The 21,370-nt window shown below is 54.1% G+C and carries 17 protein-coding genes and 1 pseudogene; 7 read left to right on the forward strand and 11 right to left on the reverse strand.

Features of this window, described 5'->3' with window-relative positions:
* Window positions 1-193 (forward strand): annotated as a pseudogene (locus IM284_RS23410) (hypothetical protein); the annotation flags it as partial.
* 53 nt (window positions 194-246) lie between these two features.
* Here the strand turns inward: IM284_RS23410 and asnB are convergent.
* The 5 genes from asnB to nagB all read right to left on the reverse strand — a co-directional run bounded on the left by asnB (window position 247) and on the right by nagB (window position 6,193).
* On the reverse strand, window positions 247-1,911 hold the full coding sequence (gene asnB, locus IM284_RS18350) for an asparagine synthase B (RefSeq protein ID WP_028012352.1): 1,665 nt from the start codon (window positions 1,909-1,911) through the stop codon (window positions 247-249).
* Window positions 1,912-2,161: 250 nt separating this feature from the next.
* Window positions 2,162-2,914 (reverse strand): ribonucleotide monophosphatase NagD, encoded by a 753-nt coding sequence (nagD, locus tag IM284_RS18355; RefSeq protein ID WP_028012353.1) that lies wholly within the window; start codon window positions 2,912-2,914, stop codon window positions 2,162-2,164.
* Between the two features lie 45 nt (window positions 2,915-2,959).
* Window positions 2,960-4,180 carry an N-acetylglucosamine repressor gene (locus tag IM284_RS18360; protein WP_028012354.1) on the reverse strand — a complete coding sequence of 407 codons (1,221 nt, stop codon included), beginning with the start codon at window positions 4,178-4,180 and terminating at the stop codon, window positions 2,960-2,962.
* Between the two features lie 8 nt (window positions 4,181-4,188).
* On the reverse strand, window positions 4,189-5,337 hold the full coding sequence (gene nagA / locus IM284_RS18365) for an N-acetylglucosamine-6-phosphate deacetylase (RefSeq protein ID WP_193055859.1): 1,149 nt from the start codon (window positions 5,335-5,337) through the stop codon (window positions 4,189-4,191).
* A gap of 55 nt (window positions 5,338-5,392) precedes the next feature.
* Complete coding sequence (gene nagB / locus IM284_RS18370; RefSeq protein WP_028012356.1) at window positions 5,393-6,193, reverse strand: glucosamine-6-phosphate deaminase; 801 nt, start codon at window positions 6,191-6,193, stop codon at window positions 5,393-5,395.
* A gap of 328 nt (window positions 6,194-6,521) precedes the next feature.
* Here nagB and nagE point away from each other — a divergent pair, with 328 nt between their 5' ends.
* The 4 genes from nagE to chiQ all read left to right on the forward strand — a co-directional run bounded on the left by nagE (window position 6,522) and on the right by chiQ (window position 12,539).
* Entirely contained in the window at window positions 6,522-8,474 is a 1,953-nt protein-coding gene (gene nagE, locus IM284_RS18375; RefSeq protein ID WP_047367736.1) for a PTS N-acetyl glucosamine transporter subunit IIABC, read from the forward strand.
* 178 nt (window positions 8,475-8,652) lie between these two features.
* Window positions 8,653-10,320, forward strand: coding sequence for a glutamine--tRNA ligase (glnS, locus tag IM284_RS18380; protein ID WP_041910779.1), 1,668 nt, complete (start codon window positions 8,653-8,655; stop codon window positions 10,318-10,320).
* Window positions 10,321-10,767: 447 nt separating this feature from the next.
* Complete coding sequence (chiP, locus tag IM284_RS18385) at window positions 10,768-12,165, forward strand: chitoporin (protein WP_193055860.1); 1,398 nt, start codon at window positions 10,768-10,770, stop codon at window positions 12,163-12,165.
* A gap of 47 nt (window positions 12,166-12,212) precedes the next feature.
* Window positions 12,213-12,539 (forward strand): ChiQ/YbfN family lipoprotein, encoded by a 327-nt coding sequence (chiQ, locus tag IM284_RS18390; RefSeq protein WP_028012360.1) that lies wholly within the window; start codon window positions 12,213-12,215, stop codon window positions 12,537-12,539.
* 92 nt (window positions 12,540-12,631) lie between these two features.
* Here the strand turns inward: chiQ and fur are convergent, their stop codons facing one another.
* The 4 genes from fur to ybfF form a co-directional block, all read right to left on the reverse strand.
* Complete coding sequence (gene fur, locus IM284_RS18395) at window positions 12,632-13,078, reverse strand: ferric iron uptake transcriptional regulator (protein ID WP_028012361.1); 447 nt, start codon at window positions 13,076-13,078, stop codon at window positions 12,632-12,634.
* Window positions 13,079-13,366: 288 nt separating this feature from the next.
* The gene (gene fldA / locus IM284_RS18400; RefSeq protein ID WP_008501067.1) at window positions 13,367-13,897 is read right to left on the reverse strand and encodes a flavodoxin FldA; all 531 of its coding nucleotides are present in this window, start codon (window positions 13,895-13,897) and stop codon (window positions 13,367-13,369) included.
* Window positions 13,898-14,052: 155 nt separating this feature from the next.
* Window positions 14,053-14,340, reverse strand: a complete 288-nt coding sequence (gene ybfE, locus IM284_RS18405) for a LexA regulated protein (RefSeq protein WP_014883017.1) — start codon at window positions 14,338-14,340, stop codon at window positions 14,053-14,055.
* 128 nt (window positions 14,341-14,468) lie between these two features.
* Window positions 14,469-15,242, reverse strand: a complete 774-nt coding sequence (gene ybfF / locus IM284_RS18410) for an esterase (protein WP_047367737.1) — start codon at window positions 15,240-15,242, stop codon at window positions 14,469-14,471.
* Between the two features lie 183 nt (window positions 15,243-15,425).
* Between ybfF and seqA the strand changes: the two genes are divergently transcribed.
* A complete protein-coding gene (gene seqA / locus IM284_RS18415) occupies window positions 15,426-15,974 on the forward strand; it encodes a replication initiation negative regulator SeqA (protein WP_041910775.1) in 549 nt (182 codons plus the stop codon).
* A gap of 24 nt (window positions 15,975-15,998) precedes the next feature.
* Complete coding sequence (gene pgm, locus IM284_RS18420) at window positions 15,999-17,639, forward strand: phosphoglucomutase (alpha-D-glucose-1,6-bisphosphate-dependent) (RefSeq protein ID WP_047367738.1); 1,641 nt, start codon at window positions 15,999-16,001, stop codon at window positions 17,637-17,639.
* A gap of 101 nt (window positions 17,640-17,740) precedes the next feature.
* On the opposite strand, the gene potE is transcribed toward pgm, so the two are convergent.
* Both potE and speF read right to left on the reverse strand, forming a co-directional pair.
* Complete coding sequence (potE, locus tag IM284_RS18425; RefSeq protein ID WP_045630860.1) at window positions 17,741-19,054, reverse strand: putrescine-ornithine antiporter; 1,314 nt, start codon at window positions 19,052-19,054, stop codon at window positions 17,741-17,743.
* Window positions 19,051-21,249: an ornithine decarboxylase SpeF gene (gene speF / locus IM284_RS18430; protein ID WP_047367739.1), complete on the reverse strand. Its 2,199-nt coding sequence runs from the start codon at window positions 21,247-21,249 to the stop codon at window positions 19,051-19,053. The genes potE and speF overlap by 4 nt, the downstream gene beginning before the upstream one ends.
* Window positions 21,250-21,370 lie beyond the last annotated feature (121 nt).

Raw genomic sequence — 21,370 nt, forward strand, 5'->3', positions numbered from 1 at the left:
CCAACTGAGCTACGTAGCCATCTTTTTTTCGCGTTACCTTATCGGCGTTGCGGGGCGCATTATGCGTATAGACCCTTGCAGCGTCAACACCTTTTTCAACGAAAATAGCCGGAATGTGACTGTTTGGTTAGGTTGCGAACAGCGTGGCCGAATATTCGGCAATTATTGGTTATTAATCGGTTTTTGGTGGTGAAATGTGAGGCAAAAAAAACAGGCCCCTGAGGGGCCTGTTTGAAATCGTTGTGATTATTTGTAGGCGGACTGGTGAACGCCTACCGCACGCCCCGATGGATCGTTCATCGCCTTGAAAGATTCATCCCATTCAATGGCTTTTGCGGATGAACAGGCTACTGACGGACCGCCAGGAACACACTCGGCAGCGCTCGGCACCGGGAACAGCTCTTCAAAGATCTCACGGTAGAGGTACGCTTCTTTCGAGCCCGGCGTGTTGTACGGGAAGCGGAAGCTTGCGGTTTCCAGCTGTTGGTCAGAAACCTGCTTCGCTGCCACCTCTTTCAGGGTGTCGATCCAGCTGTAGCCAACGCCATCAGAGAACTGCTCTTTCTGACGCCATGCCACGCTCGCCGGCAGGTAAGATTCAAAACATTCACGCAGGATATGTTTTTCCATTTTGCCGTTGCCGCACATTTTATCCTGCGGGTTGATGCGCATCGCCACGTCGAGGAATTTCTTATCCAGGAACGGCACGCGCGCTTCCACGCCCCAGGCCGACATCGCTTTGTTGGCACGGGCACAGTCGAACATATGCAGCGCCTGCAGCTTACGCACGGTCTCTTCATGCAGCTCTTTGGCGTTTGGCGCTTTATGGAAGTACAGGTAGCCGCCAAACACTTCGTCAGAACCTTCGCCGGAGAGCACCATCTTGATGCCCATCGCCTTGATCTTACGCGACATCAGGTACATCGGCGTGGAGGCGCGAATGGTGGTCACGTCATAGGTTTCAATGTGATAGATCACATCGCGGATCGCATCCAGGCCTTCCTGCACGGTGAAGTGAATTTCATGGTGCACGGTGCCGAGGTGGTTTGCCACTTCCTGCGCGGCTTTCAGATCCGGTGCCCCTTCCAGGCCCACGGCAAAGGAGTGCAACTGCGGCCACCAGGCCTCGGAGCGCTCCTGATCTTCCACGCGACGAGCCGCGAACTTCTTGGTGATCGCGGAGATCACGGAGGAGTCCAGACCGCCGGAGAGCAGTACGCCGTAAGGCACGTCTGACATCAGGTGGCTTTTCACGGAATCTTCCAGCGCCTGACGCAGCTCGGCTTTATCCGTCACGTTGTCTTTCACCGCGTCATAGTCAAACCAGTCGCGCTGGTAGTACGGACGAATTTCACCGTCTTTGCTCCACAGATAGCTGCCCGCCGGGAACTCTTTAATGGTGCGGCAGACCGGAACCAGGGCTTTCATTTCGGACGCGACATAGAAGTTGCCGTGTTCATCGTGCCCCATGTACAGCGGGATAATACCGATATGGTCACGGCCAATCAGGTAAGCGTCTTTTTCGCTGTCGTACAGGGCAAAGGCAAACATACCCTGCAGGTCGTCCAGGAACTCGGGGCCTTTCTCCTGATACAGCGCCAGGATCACTTCACAGTCAGAGCCGGTCTGGAACGCGTAACGGTCGCCGTACTCGGCGCGCAGCGCCTGATGGTTGTAGATCTCACCGTTGACAGCCAGCGCGTGCGTTTTTTTCTCGTTATACAGCGGCTGTGCACCGGCGTTGACGTCAACAATAGACAGACGTTCGTGAGCCAGAATCGCTTTGTCGCTGGCGTAAACGCCTGACCAGTCCGGGCCGCGATGGCGCATCAGGCGGGACAATTCGAGTGCTTTTTTACGCAGTTCGCCCGCGTCAGTTTTAATATCCAGTACGCCAAAAATTGAACACATAACCTTCTCCGTTAACCCTGTTGCATTGTGATGTTGCTTGCTTATGAAAATGCCGCAAAAGGGGGGAGGGGCGCAAGGGTTTTACGGGCCAAAACGGAAAAAGTGCAATAGTGATTGCGGAATAGTGAAAAAAGAGTACGACACACATCCTTTTATTGATGATTATGCAACGAAAAGGTTTTTTTGTTAGATGGTGTTTTGTTTGTATAAGCTGAAAATGAAAAACCACGCCCTGGGACGTGGTTCAGAATCAAATAACGTCGATTTCGTCGACAGAGGGGTAAATCCAGCTTGGTCGGAAGGGCATCGTATCGATGTCATCAAGCTGCGAGACGCCAGAAAGTACCAGGATGGTTTCAAGCCCCGCCTGGAAGCCAGCCAGAATATCGGTGCGCAGGTTGTCGCCAACAATGACGGTTTCTTCTGAGTGTGCCTGCATCGTATTCAGCGCGGCGCGGATGATCCACGGGCTCGGTTTGCCGACAACAAAAGGCTTACGGCCCGAGATTTTTTCAATACCGGCGCACAGCGCGCCGCAGGCCGGATAGAAACCACGGCCGTGCGTATCCGGGTTGGTGGCAATAAAACGCGCACCATTGGCGACAAAGTAGGCTGCTTTATGCATCATCTCCCAGTTAAAGGAGCGCGTTTCACCCACGATCACAAAGTCCGGGTTCACATCGGTAATGGTAAAGCCTGCTTTATACAGTTCGTGGATCAGCGCGCCTTCACCGACCACGTAGGCTTTTTTTCCTTCCTGACGCTTCAGGAAATCCGCCGTTGCCATTGCGGAGGTATAAAACACGCTGTCCGGCACGTCGACGCCTGCGGTGGCAAAGCGATTCGCCAGATCCTGACCGGTTTGGGAAGGGTAGTTCGTGAGTAGAACCAGTGGCATTCCTTTGTCGATGATGCGGTGAAGAAACTCCGCAGCACCCGGCACGGCAACGTTGTCGTGCATCAGCACGCCGTCGATATCACAAATTACATTCTTAATGGTCATGGACATTCCGACATCAAAAAAAGAAGGCGTTACTATAAGGTCCGATCAGGATTCCAGCAAATGCTGGAGCAGGATCCCGTTGAGCATGGCGCGCTTGACCAGCGCAAACGCGCCAATCGCCGAGCGATGGTCAAGCTTCGAACGAACCACCGGGAGGTTCTGTCGGAATGCTTTCAGCGCCTGGGTGTTGATACAGCCTTCGATGGCGGGCAGCAGCACCTTTTCCGCTTCAACAATCTCTCCGGCGATCACCACTTTCTGCGGGTTAAACAGGTTAATGGCGATGGCGATGGTTTTCCCCAGATGGCGACCTACCTGCTCGATCACCTCACAGGCCAGCGCGTCGCCTTTATTGGCGGCTTTGCAGATGGTGCCTATCTTGCAATCGTCCAGCGTGACGCGGCTTTGATAACCCTGCTCAAGCAGGTGGCGAACGCGCTGCTCGATGGCCGTGTTGGCGGCGATGGTTTCAAGGCAGCCGAAGTTGCCGCAGTGGCAGCGTTCGCCGAGCGGTTCAACCTGGATGTGGCCGATCTCGCCAACGTTACCGTTACGACCAATAAAAATACGGCCATTGGAGATAATGCCTGCGCCCGTACCGCGGTGTACGCGCACCAGAATAGAGTCTTCACAGTCCTGACTCGCACCAAAGTAGTGCTCAGCCAGCGCTAAAGATCGAATATCATGGCCGACAAAGCAGGTCACCTTAAAGCGTTTTTCCAGCGCGTCGACCAGCGCCCAGTTCTCAACCTGAATATGCGGCATGTATCGGATCACACCGCTTTCCGGGTCGACCAGGCCCGGCAGAATGACGGAGATGGCGATCAGTTCGCGGATCTTGCGCTGACAGCTTTCAATAAAGTGCGCGATAGTATTCAGCAGCGCGTGTTCCAGCGTCTCCTGGGTGCGCTCGGGCAGTGGGTAGTGCTCTTCCGCAATGGCTTTGCTGCTCAAATCGTACAGCGTGAGCGTGGTGTCATGACGACCAAGCCGGACGCCAATGGCCTGAAAGTTGCGGGTTTCGGTAATGATGGAGATGGCGCGGCGGCCCCCGGTGGAGGCCTGCTGATCGACTTCTTTGATCAAACCGCGCTCAATGAGCTGGCGGGTAATTTTTGTCACGCTGGCGGGAGCAAGCTGGCTTTGTTCGGCTATCTGGATCCGCGAGATTGGACCATGTTGGTCAATCAGGCGATAAACCGCCGCACTGTTAAGTTGTTTAACGAGATCGACATTACCGATTTGAGCTTGTCCGCCTGGTGTCATACTTTTACTTACTCAGTGACGACCTCGTTACCATTAACGATGGTCTTAATAATTTTATAATCGTGTGTGAATGCCGTCAGGTTTGCAACCATACCTAGTGCAATTCCGCCGAGCTGTTTATCCACGCCGATAGCGCGAGCTGGATAAAGGGTGGCCATACGCAGGACTTCATCAAGCGCAATCCCACAATGCTCCACCAGATTACGCACCCCTTCAATCATGGTCAAAGAGGAGCCACTCAGCGTACCGTTTTCATCCACACACAGTCCATTGCGGTAGTATATTGTTTTACCAGCAAAAATGAACTGCTCAATATTTGCACCTGCTGGCGCGGTGGCATCGGTGACCAGGCAGAGCTTGTCACCTTTCAGCCGTTTGGCGTTGCGAATGTTGGTGTAATCAACGTGCATGCCATCAGCGATAATGCCGCAGTAGACGTCTGGTTCGTCGAGAATCGCCCCGACCAGACCCGGTTCACGGCCGGTAATATACGGCATGGCGTTGTAAAGGTGGGTCGCAAAGGTAATGCCGGCACGGAAGCCCGCTTTGGCTTCTTTCAGCGTGGCGTTTGAGTGACCTGCTGAAACCACAATCCCGGCGGCAGCCAGTTTGCTGATGACCTCAGTACCGGTCATTTCAGGCGCCAGCGTCACTTTAGCGATCACATCAGCATTGGCACACATGTAGTCGACCAGTTCAGCATCCGGCTTGCGCACGTAATCCGGGTTATGCGTGCCTTTTTTCACTATGTTCAGCCATGGCCCTTCCAGATGCAGACCCAGCGCCTGGTTCGGGTGTTTGGCGAGGTATTCGCGCATCACGCGGATACCCTGTTTCATCAGGTCATCACTGCTGGTGATGAGCGTCGGCAGATAGCTGGTGCAGCCTGATTTCTCGTTAGCTTTCTGCATGATTTCCAGCGTTTCAACCGTCACCGCCTCGGCGGTGTCATTGAACTGCACACCGCCGCAGCCGTTAAGCTGTACGTCGATGAAACCGGGGGAGATTACTGCTCCATTGAGTGAGCGCTGTTCTATCTCCGGCGGCAGTTCCGCCAGCGGGCAAACACGTTCAATCAGGCCATTGGCGATAACAATCGCATGGTCATCCAGAATTTCATGGCCGGTATAAATCCGACCGTGGGTTAAAGCGTACATATCGACCCCCGGTTAAAAAAAGCGACCGCCTCTGACAGAAGAGGCGGTTATTCAATTACAGACCTTTGATGTTCTCAGCTTCTAACTCGTTGAAGTATTTCAGCGTTTTCACCTTCAGCTCCATCGTGGACGGTTCGTCGCAGACGATGACTGATTTTGGATGCAGCTGCAGGCAGCTGATGGTCCACATGTGGTTAACGTTGCCTTCAACGGCTGCCTGGAGCGCCTGCGCTTTCACGCCGCCCAGTACCAGAATCATCACCTCTTCGGCATCCAGCAGGGTGCCTACGCCAACGGTCAGGGCGTATTTTGGAACCTGGTTCACGTCACCGTCAAAGAAGCGGGAGTTTGCCACGCGAGTGTCATGGGTCAGCGTTTTAATACGGGTACGGGAAGCCAGAGAAGAGGCTGGTTCGTTAAACGCGATATGACCATCGTTGCCCACGCCACCCATGAACAGGTGGATTTTACCGTAAGAACGGATTTTTTCTTCGTACTGACGGCATTCTGCGTCAATATCAGGCGCATTTCCATTCAGCAGGTTAATATTTTCAGCTGGGATATCAACGTGATCAAAGAAATTGCGGTGCATGAAGCTATGGTAGCTTTCAGGATGCTCCTTTGGCAGGCCGACATATTCGTCCATGTTGAAGGTCACAACGTGTTTAAAGCTAACCTGGCCCGCTTTATGCATTTCAACCAGCGCTTTGTACGCGGTCAGTGGGGTACCACCGGTTGGAAGGCCAAGAACGAAGGGACGATCGGCAGTAGGCTTGAAGGCATTAATACGGTTAACGATATGGCGAGCGGCCCATTTACCGACTTGTTCAGCAGTTGCCAGGGGAATCAGTCTCATTGTTCACCTCAAAGTTTAAGTAGAAGAGTGGGCGGATGGGTATCGGAACCTGATGCTTAAGCGTAACCTGGAACCTTTCAGGCCGGATCAATCCGTCTTGATTTTTTGAATGATAAAATAAGTTTTGGCTGTTAGCCAGTGAAAGGGAGGAGGGAATACGATATTTGGTGACAATAATCACAAAAAATAGGTGTTTAATTTGCGATACGAATTAATTTTTCACACACTCAGACTGCCAGTGAATCATCAACTGTATCTATCGTTCGTGACACAATAAAAACATAGTTTATGCGCGAGTCTTAATAATGGGTCTCGTAGGGGGAATAGGATGAATATTTTAGGTTTTTTCCAGCGCCTCGGTAGGGCTTTGCAGCTCCCTATCGCCGTGCTACCGGTTGCAGCGTTGCTGCTGCGATTCGGGCAACCCGATCTTCTTAACGTGCCGTTTATTGCCCAGGCAGGCGGCGCCATTTTTGACAACCTTGCGCTGATTTTCGCCATCGGCGTGGCGTCAAGCTGGTCAAAAGACAGCGCCGGTGCTGCGGCACTGGCAGGGGCGGTAGGTTACTTCATCCTCACGAAAGCGATGGTAACCATCAACCCGGAAATCAACATGGGTGTACTGGCGGGTATCATTACCGGTCTGGTCGGTGGTGCCGTGTACAACCGCTGGGCGGGTATCAAACTGCCTGACTTCCTGAGCTTCTTCGGCGGTAAACGTTTTGTGCCAATTGCGACGGGCTTTTTCTGTCTGATCCTGGCAGCTATCTTTGGCTACGTCTGGCCGCCGGTGCAGCATGCTATCCATGCGGGCGGCGAGTGGATTGTTTCAGCGGGTGCAGTGGGCTCAGGTATCTTTGGTTTTATCAACCGTCTGCTGATCCCAACCGGTCTGCATCAGGTGCTGAACACCATCGCCTGGTTCCAGATTGGTGAGTTCACCAATGCTGCGGGCACTGTATTCCACGGCGACATCAACCGCTTCTATGCGGGTGACGGCACCGCGGGTATGTTCATGTCTGGCTTCTTCCCAATCATGATGTTTGGTCTGCCGGGCGCTGCACTGGCAATGTACCTGGCTGCGCCAAAAGCGCGTCGCCCAATGGTTGGCGGCATGCTGCTGTCCGTTGCGATTACCGCCTTCCTGACCGGTGTAACCGAGCCGCTGGAATTCCTGTTCATGTTCCTGGCGCCGGTGCTGTACCTCATGCATGCGGTGCTTACCGGTATCAGCCTGTTTGTGGCGACCCTGCTGGGCATCCATGCTGGCTTCTCCTTCTCTGCAGGCGCGATCGACTACGTGTTGATGTACAACCTGCCGGCGGCAAGCAAGAACGTCTGGATGCTGGTGGTAATGGGTCTGGTCTTCTTCGTCATCTACTTCGTGCTGTTCACTGCGGTTATTCGTATGTTTAACCTCAAAACACCAGGCCGCGAAGATACCAAAGACGAAGTGGTCACCAACGAAGCCAACAGCAATACCGAAGAGGGTCTGACTCAGCTGGCGACCAGCTATATCGCTGCCGTCGGTGGGACTGACAACCTGAAAGCGATTGATGCCTGTATCACCCGTCTGCGTCTGACGGTGGGTGACTCGGCGCGCGTAAGCGACGCAATGTGTAAACGCCTTGGTGCATCGGGCGTGGTTAAACTGAACAAACAAACTATCCAGGTTATCGTAGGCGCCAAAGCGGAATCCATTGGCGACGAAATGAAGAAAGTGGTTGCCCGTGGCCCGGTCGCGGCGGCATCAGCCGACAGCGCGCCTGCGTCGACGGCTGCGCCAGTTGCTAAGCCGCAGGCCGTGCCGAACGCCGTGACGGTGGCCACGCTGGTCTCTCCGGTAACGGGTGACGTGGTTGACCTTGAGCAGGTGCCTGACGAAGCGTTCGCCAGCAAAGCGGTCGGTGACGGCGTGGCGGTGAAACCAACGGACAAAACCGTTGTGTCTCCGGCGGCAGGCACCATCGTGAAAATCTTCAACACCAACCACGCGTTCTGCCTCGAAACCGAAAAAGGCGCGGAGATCGTTGTCCATATGGGGATCGATACCGTAGCGCTGAACGGTCAGGGCTTTACTCGCCTGGTGGAAGAGGGGGCCGAAGTGGTGGCAGGTCAGCCGATTCTGGAAATGGATCTGGACTTCCTGAACGCCAACGCGCGCTCGATGATTAGTCCGGTCGTGTGCAGCAACATCGACGACTTTAGCGGTCTGGTACTCCAGGCGAAAGGTCAGGTGGTTGCGGGTCAGACACCGCTGTATGAGATTAAAGGCAAGTAATCGCTCCTGAGTAGAGTCATGCCTTAAGCGGCGGGGGATATCCTCCGCCGCTTTTTTTACAGCAAACGCCCCCATTATTTTCATCTGATACGTATTTTCCGTAACTAAGGGTTGTCACTACGTCCGGCTTATAAGATCATACGCCGTTATACGTTGTTTACGCTTTGAGGAATCCACGATGAGTGAGGCAGAAGCCCGCCCGAGTAACTTTATTCGTCAGATCATCGATGAAGATCTGGCCAGTGGTAAGCACACCACGGTACATACGCGTTTCCCGCCGGAGCCGAACGGCTACCTGCACATTGGCCACGCGAAATCGATCTGCCTGAACTTTGGCATTGCGCAAGACTACCAGGGGCAGTGCAACCTGCGTTTCGATGACACCAACCCAGTAAAAGAAGACATCGAATACGTTGAGTCCATTAAAAACGACGTGCAATGGCTGGGCTTCAACTGGTCTGGCGATATCTGCTACTCCTCTGACTATTTTGATCAGCTGTATGCCTACGCGGTGGAGCTGATCAACAAAGGTCTGGCATACGTTGACGAGCTGTCTGCGGACGAAATCCGCGAGTATCGCGGTACGCTGACTGCACCAGGCAAAAACAGCCCGTTCCGCGATCGCAGCGTGGAAGAGAACCTGGCGCTGTTTGAAAAAATGCGTGCCGGTGGCTTCGAAGAAGGTAAAGCGTGCCTGCGTGCCAAAATCGATATGGCGTCGCCGTTTATCGTGATGCGCGATCCGGTGCTGTACCGCATTAAGTTCGCAGAACACCACCAGACCGGCAACAAGTGGTGCATCTACCCGATGTACGACTTCACCCACTGCATCAGCGATGCGCTGGAAGGGATTACGCACTCGCTGTGTACGCTGGAGTTCCAGGATAACCGTCGTCTGTACGACTGGGTGCTGGATAACATCACCATTCCTGTGCATCCGCGTCAGTACGAGTTCTCTCGTCTGAATCTGGAATACACCGTGATGTCCAAGCGTAAGCTGAACCTGCTGGTGACCGACAAGCACGTTGAAGGCTGGGACGACCCGCGCATGCCGACCATCTCCGGCCTGCGTCGTCGTGGTTACACTGCCGCTTCTATTCGTGAGTTCTGCAAACGTATCGGCGTGACCAAGCAGGACAACACCATCGAAATGGCGTCTCTGGAATCCTGCATTCGTGAAGATCTTAACGAAAACGCCCCGCGCGCGATGGCTGTTATCGATCCGGTGAAACTGGTTATTGAAAATTACCCGCAGGGTGGAAGCGAGCTGGTCTCTATGCCTAACCATCCGAATAAACCGGAAATGGGAAGCCGCGACGTGCCGTTCAGCGGTGAGATCTGGATCGACCGTGCTGACTTCCGTGAAGAAGCCAATAAGCAGTACAAGCGTCTGGTGTTGGGTAAAGAAGTTCGTCTGCGTAACGCCTACGTCATCAAAGCCGAGCGCGTAGAGAAAGATGCTGAAGGTAACATTACCACCATCTTCTGTTCGTACGATGCTGAGACGCTGAGCAAAGATCCGGCAGACGGCCGCAAGGTGAAAGGCGTGATCCACTGGGTGAGCGCTTCCCACGCGCTGCCGGTAGAAATTCGTCTGTACGATCGTCTGTTTAGCGTACCTAACCCGGGTGCGGCTGAAGACTTCCTGGCGACCATCAACCCGGAATCTCTGGTGATCAAGCAAGGTTATGCGGAGCCATCGCTTAAAGCCGCTGAAGCGGGCAAAGCGTTCCAGTTCGAACGTGAAGGTTACTTCTGCCTGGACAGCCGTTACAGCACGGCAGAAAAACCGGTATTTAACCGTACCGTAGGTCTGCGTGATACCTGGACCAAGATCGGCGAATAATAACGTTGCACTGGTCAATGAGAAACAAACGCCGCTTATAGCGGCGTTTTTTTATTTAATGATCATATCGTTAAAGTAGGCCCGTAATTAGGCCAGCTAAAATTTTTGGTCAATGCTGTGCTACTTATTTTTCTAAAAAAAGTTTGTCTGTTTCATAAAAAAGAGAATTAAGACAAATACGGGTTTTATTACGATCTGATACGCCGAAATTACCTGCTCTACCCCCGCCACACCTCGCATCCGGCCAAATGTTACAAAGCACTACCAATTATGTGCACTTCGTCATAATCCTGACTTTTGCCCAATGAAAAGCATTGATAATTCGCGTCGCGAAAAATAACCTAAAGACGGTAGTTAATTCGAGGGTATTTATAACTACCCCTGGCCTTTTGGTCTTTTATATTTTCGCCGTTTAAGGCGTTTTAATTCGTCAAAGAGGAATAATCTATGCGTACGTTCAGTGGCAAACGTAGTGCGCCGGCGCTGGCTATTGCCGGTGTGACAGCAATGTCGGGCCTGGTGGTGACACCAGAGGCAAAAGCAGCAGGTTTCATCGAAGATTCTACCCTCACTGGTGGTATTTATTACTGGCAGCGTGAACGTGACCGTAAAGATGTCACAGAAGATAAATACAAAACCAACCTCTCTCACTCTACCTGGAACGCCAACCTGGACTTCCAGTCAGGCTACGCCGCCGATATGTTCGGTCTGGATATTGCCGCGTTTACGGCGATTGAAATGGCTGAAAATGGCGACAGCGGCCACCCGAACGAAATTGCCTTCTCCTCCAGCAATAAAGCCTATGACGAAGACTGGTCAGGGGATAAAAGCGGTATCAGCCTTTATAAGGCCGCAGCGAAATTCAAATACGGCCCGGTATGGGCGCGTGGGGGCTATATTCAGCCAACCGGCCAGACGCTGTTAGCGCCGCACTGGAGCTTTATGCCTGGTACCTATCAGGGGGCAGAAGCCGGGGCTAACTTTGACTATGGTGATGCAGGTGCGTTGAGCTTCTCCTATATGTGGACCAACGAGTACAAAGCACCGTGGCACATTGAGATGGACAAGTTCTACCAGAACGATAAGAAAACCAAAGTCGATTACCTCCACTCGCTGGGCGCGAAGTACGATTTCAAAAACGATCTGGTTCTGGAAGCCGCATTTGGTCAGGCGGAAGGCTATATCGATCAGTATTTTGCTAAAGCCAGCTACAAATTTGATATCGCCGGTAGTCCGCTGAGCACCAGCTACCAGTTCTACGGTACGCGCGATAAGGTCAGCGATGGCAGCGTAAATGACATTTATAACGGCACCGCGTGGCTGCAGGCGTTAACCTTCGGCTACAAGGTCGGTCAGGTTGATTTGCGTCTGGAAGGCACGTGGGTGAAGGCGGAAGGGCAGCAGGGCTACTTCCTGCAGCGTATGACGCCGACCTATGCCTCATCCAACGGTCGTCTGGATATCTGGTGGGATAACCGCTCAGACTTCAACGCCGACGGCGAGAAAGCGGTCTTCTTCGGCGCCATGTATGACCTGAAAAACTGGAACCTGCCGGGCTGGGCGGTGGGCGCTTCTTACGCTTACGCCTGGGATGCAAAACCAGCAGACATGGCGACGCCGGATGCGTACTACGATCCAAACTATCGCCTGAAAGAGTCCTCCTACAGCCTGGATGCTATCTACACCCTGCAGGATGGCCGCGCGAAAGGCACGATGTTCAAGCTGCACTTCACGCAGTATGACAACCACTCCGATATCCCAAGCTATGCGGGCGGTTACGGCAACATCTTCCAGGATGAACGTGACGTCAAATTCATGGTTATCGCCCCATTCACCATCTTCTGATGAGCACACCGGCGGGCTGAGTCCCGCCGGTCTGGAGACTGCACATGATGAAAAAAATCGTAATCGTCGCGCTGATGGCATCAGGGCTGGTGGCGTGTGTTCAGACTCAGGCGCCGAAAGAGGACGCCCGTCTGAAGGAGGCGTATAGCGCCTGTATTAATACCGCGGAAGGATCGCCTGAGAAGATTGAAGCCTGCCAGAGCGTGCTAAATGTGTTAAAGAAAGAGAAAGCGCATGAGGCGTTCGCGACGCAGGAGAATGTTCGCGTGATGGATTATCAAGCCTGCATCCAGGCACGTAAAACCGGTAACGATCAGGAAGTGGCGAAGCGTTGCGATAAAATCTGGAACGAGATACGCAATAACAACAAATGAGTTGATCTACGCCCGGTGGCACTTTGCTTACCGGGCTTTTTTCAGGCAAAAAAAAGCCAACCTTACGGCTGGCTCAGAGTATGAACGCTAACTTATTTTGTGTCGTGAGCGTGTTCATTCTCGCGGCAATCCCCTTCAGCGCAGTGACCGTAAAGGTACAGGCTGTGGTTGGTCAGGCGAATGCCATGACGAGCTGCGATTTCACGCTGACGCGCTTCGATGGAATCATCGCTAAATTCAATGACCTTGCCGCAATCGAGGCAGATCAGGTGATCGTGGTGATGCTGCTGGGTCAGTTCGAATACAGATTTACCGCCTTCGAAATTATGACGGGTAACAATGCCCGCGTCATCAAACTGGTTCAGCACGCGATATACGGTGGCCAGCCCAATCTCTTCACCCATGTCGATAAGACGTTTATAAAGGTCTTCCGCACTGACATGGTGATTGTCTGGACCCTGAAGCACTTCCAGGATTTTTAACCGAGGAAGCGTTACTTTCAGGCCAGCCTTCTTTAATGCGGTATTGTTGTCAGTCATGCGGAATCTGTCCTGTTGCTAAACGATTCACTTCTCTGGGAAGTGACAGAAAATGCACCTGGGATAATGCGTCTCATTATAGAACTGCCATGCCTAAATGAAAACTGCAAGTCTCAGGCAAAGTATGCTTATAAAAACGTGGTATCACCTACAAACTTGCTCAATGGAAACCACATTTTGCCAGGGAGACATTGTACAGGTCTGGGCGAAAAAGTTAAAAGTTTGTAGCAATTAATTTAATCGGTTTTACCTGGAAAAGGGGCGCAACCCGCGTTGCGCCGTAAAAAATCAGGCGTTGAGAATATCGTCCAGATGCAGTTCTTCGCGGATCTGCTTAACCCACTTCTCTACACGCTCTGCGGTCAGTTCTGGCTGACGGTCTTCGTCAATGGCAAGTCCGACAAAATGATCGTCATCGGCCAGGCCTTTAGAGGCTTCGAAGTGGTAACCGGCAGTCGGCCAGTGGCCAACAATAACCGCGCCATTAGGCTCAATGATGTCGCGAATCGTCCCCAGCGCATCACAGAAGTACTCGGCGTAATCTTCCTGATCGCCACAACCGAACAGGGCAACCAGCTTGCCGTTGAAGTCCACCTCTTCCAGCGTCGGGAAGAAATCGTCCCAGTCGCACTGGGCTTCACCATAGTACCAGGTTGGAATACCCAGCAGCAGAATGTCATAGCCCTCGAGATCTTCTTTGCTGCTCTTGGCGATGTCATGCACATCAGCAACGTCTTTACCGAGCTGTTTCTGAATGTTTTTTGCGATATTTTCGGTATTGCCGGTATCACTGCCGAAGAAAATGCCGATGATTGCCATGAGTAAAATAACCTCTTGAAACTTAATGGTATGGTGGCGCAATTCGGCCACGGATAAGGGCAATAATAGCAGAACTGGCAACCCTGCGGAAACCGCTATCGCGCAGGACTGCACTCTGTGCTACATGAAAAGGGCGATAAAGGGGTTTTTCAGACTTATGCCTGGCTGCGCAGCGTCTCAAGTTGGGCGATGAGCATCTCTTCAATAAGCTCGCTGCGGCTGATATTACGCGCCTCTGCCAGCTCGTTAAGCGCATCGACCGCGTCGGCGTTGAGCTTCAGTTCGACACGCTTAAGCCCACGATTTTTATCGCGTTTAAGCTGATTGCGTTTATTGATACGCAGCTGTTCATCGCGCGAAAGCGGATTCGTTTTCGGTCGTCCCGGTCGACGCTCATTCGCGAACAGATCTAGTGTCGTACGGTCCGTTTGTTCTTTGGCCATGATTATGAGACTTCGGGGGAAACACGCCGCCCTGCTAAAGCCCGGGCGATAAGCGCGCCATCATACATCACCAAAAACGGCACGCCAACGACTGGAAGCCCGTCATCTTCCAGTCGCTCTCTTTTTAATCAATTTGCAGTATCAGCGAGATAGCGGCGAATGGCGCGCAGTACAGCATCCGGTTTTTCCGCATGCACCCAGTGTCCGGCACCGGCAATGACGTGGGCGCGCGCCTGCGGGAATTGTGCCAGCAGCGTGTCGCGGTACGCGTCGGTAATATAAGGAGAGTTACCGCCGCGAATAAAGAGGGCAGGATGCGGCCAGGCGGGAACGGTTTCCCAGCCCACGATATTGTTGTACTGGTCCCACAGCACCGGCACGTTAAAACGCCACAGCCCGTCAACAAACGACTTCAAAAGGAACTGCACCACGCCTTCTTCATCAAGATGCTCACGCATAACCGCTGCCGCCTGCTGACGAGTGGAAACGCCAGCTTCGGTTACGGCATTGATCGCCGCGAAAATCTCATCGTGACGGCGAACGTCGTAATCCACAGGCGCAACGTCAATCACGACAAGCCCGGAAATTCGCTCTGGTGCCAGCGCGGTGAGGGCCATAACCGCTTTACCGCCCATTGAATGCCCGATGAGGGTCACCTTCTGCAGGTTGTGCGCGTCCAGCGTATCCAGCAGATCCTGCGCCATTGCCGCATAGGTCATCTCGTCTGAGCGACCGGAAAGCCCGTGGTTGCGCATATCGACCTGTAAAATATCGTGATCGGTAACCAAATCGCGGGCCAGCACGCCCAGGTTATCCAGGCTGCCAAAAAGTCCATGAACCAGCACGATGGGGGAATTATTGTTCGGCGATTGTGCAGTTTGCGCTCGGGTATTCAATTTCATGGCAAAGTTCTTTTTTTACGTATGTCAGGTTAGGGTATCATGTTGACCATTCTGCCGCCCGGCTGCAAGGTTCCAGTTTAATCTGACTTTTGCCGCCAACCTGGTTTGACGCTATCCGCTGTTGGGATTTGACCTTATAATCCCAATGACTTGTATTCAGATAAGATATCGCACTGGATTAAGATGAAAACAATCGAAGTTGATGACGAACTCTATCAGTATATTGCCAGCCAGACGCGGCATATCGGGGAGAGCGCGTCCGACATTTTACGGCGCATGCTTAAAATTTCCGCCGCTTCACAGCCTGCCACCCCAGTTACCAAAGATGTCGTGTCTCAGCCGAGCGTTGCTGTACAAGCAAAACCTGCCGTGACGCCGGTAAAAGATAAAGTGCGCGCGATGCGCGAACTGCTGCTCTCCGACGAATATGCGGAGCAGAAAAAGGCGGTTAACCGTTTTATGCTGGTGCTGTCTACACTTTACTCCCTGGATAACAAAGCGTTTGCTGAAGCGACCGAGTCGCTGCACGGCCGTACCCGCGTCTATTTCGCGGGCGACGAGCAGACGCTGCTGCAAAATGGCAATCAAACCAAACCTAAACATGTCCCTGGCACTCCGTACTGGGTGATCACCAATACCAATACGGGCCGCAAGTGCAGCATGATTGAACACATCATGCAGTCCATGCAGTTCCCGGCGGAATTGATTGAAAAGGTTTGCGGTACAATTTAACCCTTGCATCATAAGGACCCGGTAATGGCAAATCACAGCCGTGCAGGCCAACCTGCACAACAAAGCGATTTGATTAACGTCGCTCAGCTGACCGCGCAGTATTACGTGCTGAAACCGGTCGTGGGCAACGCAGAACACGCAGTGAAGTTTGGTACATCTGGTCACCGCGGCAGCGCGGCGCGCCACAGCTTTAACGAACCGCACATTCTGGCCATTGCTCAGGCCATTGCGGAAGAGCGCGCTAAAAACGGCGTTACCGGTCCGTGCTACGTGGGCAAAGATACCCATGCGCTGTCTGAACCGGCGTTTATTTCCGTGCTGGAAGTGCTGGCGGCGAACGGTGTGGACGTGATTGTTCAGGAGAACAATGGGTTTACTCCAACACCGGCGGTATCAAACGCGATCCTTGTGCACAATAAAAAAGGTGGCGCGCAGGCTGACGGTATCGTCATCACGCCATCCCACAACCCGCCGGAAGACGGTGGTATCAAATACAACCCGCCTAACGGCGGCCCGGCTGACACTAACGTCACCAAAGTGGTGGAAGATCGTGCAAACGCGCTGCTGGCCGACGGTCTGAAAGGCGTTAAACGTATTTCTCTTGATGAGGCGATGGCCTCCGGCCACGTGAAAGAGCAGGATCTGGTTCAGCCGTTTGTGGAAGGGCTGGCGGATATCGTCGATATGGCGGCGATTCAGAAAGCCGGCCTGAAGCTGGGCGTGGATCCGCTGGGCGGCTCCGGTATTGAGTACTGGAAGCTCATCGCCGAGCACTACAAGCTGGATCTGACCATCGTGAACGATCACGTCGATCAGACCTTCCGCTTTATGCACCTGGACAAAGACGGCGCGATCCGTATGGACTGCTCCTCCGAATGCGCGATGGCGGGCCTGCTGGCGCTGCGCGATAAATTCGACCTGGCGTTTGCTAACGACCCGGACTATGACCGTCACGGCATCGTCACCCCTGCCGGGCTGATGAATCCGAACCACTATCTGGCTGTTGCAATCAACTACCTGTTCCAGCACCGTCCGCAGTGGGGCAAAGAGGTGGCTGTCGGTAAAACGCTGGTCTCTTCTGCGATGATCGACCGCGTGGTGGACGCGCTGGGCCGCAAGCTGGTGGAAGTGCCGGTAGGCTTCAAGTGGTTCGTTGACGGTCTGCACGACGGCAGCTTTGGCTTCGGCGGCGAAGAGAGCGCAGGCGCGTCCTTCCTGCGTTTCGACGGCACCCCGTGGTCAACCGATAAAGACGGCATCATCATGTGCCTGCTGGCGGCGGAAATCACCGCGGTCACCGGTAAAAACCCGCAGGAACACTACAACGAGCTGGCTGCACGCTTTGGTGCACCAAGCTATAACCGTATTCAGGCTGGCGCGACCTCTGCCCAGAAAGCGGCTCTGTCCAAACTCTCTCCGGAGATGGTCAGCGCAAGCACCCTGGCAGGCGATCCGATCACCGCGCGTCTGACGGCGGCACCGGGTAACGGTGCGTCTATCGGCGGCCTGAAAGTGATGACCGAAAATGGCTGGTTCGCCGCGCGTCCGTCCGGTACGGAAGATGCGTACAAGATCTATTGCGAAAGCTTCCTCGGCGCTGAGCATCGCCAGCAGATTGAGAAAGAAGCGGTAGAGATTGTCAGCGAAGTGCTGAAAAACGCATAAGTCGTGTTCTGGTGCGGGCTGATGCCCTCACCCCGCTCTCCCACGGGGAGAGGGAGAAAACACTAAAAACGGCAACCTCAGGGTTGCCGTTTTGCTTTTACCTAACTGTGTTTGTTCTTCAATTCAAATCTCGGCGACACCAGACCGTACAGCGTCCAGCCCATAAAGGTCACTATCGCCCCGTACAGCATCGCTTCCTGGCCGGACGAGTAGAGCGCATAGAAGCTGTATATCGCCCCAACCAGCGCCACGATATTCGCTACTCGCGCTTTGTGCGGATCCACCTTCGCCACCTTCTGAATGATCGCCAGCGCCGCCATCGACAGAATATACGGGATGATGTTCGTCACCACCGCCAGGTTGACCAGCACGTTGAACTGGCTGTTCAGCGACGGGCTGATGGTCATTAGCGATAATCCGCTCTGGAAGATGACAATTGCCAGCATACCCTGCACTGGCGCATCGGCTTTGGTCACGCGGGAGAAGATTTTCGGGAAATAGCCTTCATCTGCCGAAGATTTAAAAACCTGTGCAATGGTGAACTGCCAGCCAAGCAGCGATCCGCAGCAGGACATCACCATCAACCCCATGATCACTTTCCCGACTTCCGGGGTGAACATCTGCGCAAAGGCCAGTCCGAACGGTGCCGTGGAGTTAGCCAGATCCATGTTTGGCACGATCCCCGCTATCACGTTGGTTGAAACGATATAGATCACCGCCGCGCCCAGCGTCCCGCCGAGAACCGCAATCGGCACGTTCTTCTCCGGATTTTCCACCACTTCCGCATTTGCGCAGGCGGATTCCAGGCCCAGGAAAGCCCAGAGCGTCATGGCGATAGACGAGCCCACGGCGGTGAAGAACGGCACATGGTGCGGGTTCCAGGAGTTGGCGTACAGCGTCGGGCTAAACCAGAACCAGCCGATGATGCACAGACCGACCACCGGGATGATCACGCCCCAGACGGTGATGCTGCTGAGCTGTCCGGTGATGCGCGCGCCGCCAAAGTTGGCGACGGTACAGATCCACAGCACGCCGATGGTCGCCAGCCCAATTTGCACCGGGCTGAGCGTCGCGCCAAACAGCTCCGTACCGTAGCCCACGGCGGAGATGGCAATCGCCACGTTGGCGATCAGCAGCGACACCCCATAGGTATAGTTCGCCATAAAGTTTCCGGACTTGCCGAAGGCGTACTCGGCATAGCCGCCCATGCCGCCTGACTTGCGGCTGAACATCCCGCACTTGGCAAACGCCCACGCCAGCGCCATCGATCCGACAGCCGTCACCAGCCAGGAGATGATAGAGATGGTCCCCACCTCGGCAAGCTTGGTGGGCAGCATGATAATCCCGGAGCCCATCATGTTAACCATGGTGAGGATAGTCAGCTGCACCACGCCCATCTTATTGGACTTGCTCATAATTTTTCTCCTTTCAGCAGCGATGGCTGAGCAGCGGATTGTTTGATGACGTAGCAGCGAACCTGTTTACGACCCTCACACTCCTCGACGTACACGCCCTGCAGCTCCGGCGCGAAGCCCGGCAGCAGGTTGATGCCTTCTTCCAGCGCGGCAAAGTAGCGCAGCACGGAACCGCCCCAGACTTCCCCTGGAACCACGCACAGTACCCCCGGCGGGTAAGGGAGAGCGCCTTCGGCGGCGATGCGGCCTTCCGCGTCGCGCAGGGAGACCAGTTCGACCTCACCGCGCAGGTAGGCGTAGTTCGCCTCTTGCGGGTTCATCATCACGCGCGGGAAGTGAGACTTGCGGAACATCTCTTTTTGCAGCTGCTTCACGTTGTGACGGGCGTACAGGTCGTGCATCTCCTGGCAGATCTGGCGCAGGGTGTAACCCGCGTAACGTTCCGGATGCTGTTTGTAGAGGGAGGGCAGGACGTCTTTCAGCGGCACATCGCTCTCAAGCAGTTTTTCGAAGCGCACCAGCTGGGCGACCAGCTGCTGCAGCTTGCCCATGTCCTCCGCAGGGGTGAGCAGGAACAGGATCGAGTTGAGATCGCATTTTTCCGGCACGATGCCGTTTTCACGCAGGAAGTTGGCGAGAATGGTGGCGGGCACACCGAAGTCGTCATACTCCCCGGTGCGGGCGTTAATGCCCGGCGTGGTCAGCAGCAGCTTGCACGGGTCGATAAAATACTGATGCTCAGCGTAGCCTTCAAAAGCGTGCCAGCGTTCACCCGGTACGAAATGGAAGAAGCGCAGATCGGTTGCAATCTCTGCCGTGTCCCAGCTTTCCCACGCGCGGCCATCCACCGTCTCGGGCACAAATGGACGAATAAATCGGCAGTTCTCCAGGATCAGCTTGCGCGCCTCAATGCCCGTCACCACGCAGTCCATCCACATGTTGCGGCCGCTTTGCCCCTCATGCATGCGGGCGTTAATGTCCAGCGCGGCAAACAGCGGATAAAACGGGCTGGTGGAGGCGTGCATCATAAAGGCATTGTTGAGCCGCTTATGTGGGACATAGCGCTGCTGGCCTTTGATGTGGCTGTCCTTCTTGTGAATTTGCGAGGTCTGCGAGAAGCCAGCCTGCTGTTTGTGCACGGACTGGGTGACCAGGATCCCCGGATCGTTCTCGTTCAGCTCCAGCAGCAGCGGCGAGCAGTCGGCCATCATCGGAATAAACTGCTCGTAACCCACCCAGGCCGAGTCAAACAGGATGTAATCACACAGGTGCCCAATCTTATCCACCACCTGACGGGCGTTGTAGATGGTGCCATCGTAGGTGCCCAGCTGGATCACCGCCAGGCGGAACGGACGCGCATCGCGTGCACGGCCAGGCGCCACCTCTGCCACCCGTTCACGCAGGTAGCTCTCCTCAAAGCAGTGCGCGTCAATGCCGCCGATAAAGCCGTACGGGTTGCGCGCGGTTTCCAGATAGACCGGCGTTGCGCCAGCCTGGAGGAGGGCACCGTGATGGTTAGACTTGTGGTTATTACGGTCAAACAGCACCAGGTCGCCTGGGGTGAGCAGGGCGTTAAGCACCACTTTGTTGGACGACGAGGTGCCATTCAGCACGAAGTAGGTCTTATCGGCGTTAAAGACCTTCGCCGCATGCTGCTGGGCAATGCATGGCGCGCCCTCATGGATCAGCAGATCCCCCATCGCCACGTCGGCGTTGCACAGATCGGAGCGGAATAACGTCTCGCCAAAGAAATCGACAAACTGATTGCCGGCAGGATGACGGCGGAAAAACTGCCCGCCCTGATGCCCCGGGCAGTCAAACGCGCTGTTGCCCTGCTTCACGTAGTCGACCAGGGCCCGGAAAAACGGCGGGCGCAGCTGGGTTTCATACTTCTGCGCGGCCGCTTCCAGCTGGCGTCCATAAAAGTCTTTGCTGGTGTCTGAATGCTCAAATACGCCGTGAATGCGCGATAAATAATCTGCCGGGATGATCTCTTCTTTGTGCGTCGCCACAAATACGGGAATGCCAAAACCGGTAGCTTCTATTTCTTCCAGAATACCGCTGGCAATATCCGTGACCGCCAGAACAATGGCGGCAACATCAATATAATCAGAAGCGCGGACATCCACCACTTCACGCTGGGTAGTAAAGCAGTCCGGACATGCACGGCTGGCTGCGATTTTTAAATTTTTCATCTTTCTCTCTTTATTTTAGGTAATAAGCGTCCCTCGATTTCTTGCAAGAAAGAAATCGATAATTTTCCGGAAAAAAAGCAATGGGTAGCCGCTGATTAAAATCAGTGAATTGCTTTTTTGA

It is taken from the genome of Enterobacter cloacae complex sp. P12RS, from assembly GCF_014895875.1.
GTDB lineage: Bacteria > Pseudomonadota > Gammaproteobacteria > Enterobacterales > Enterobacteriaceae > Enterobacter > Enterobacter bugandensis.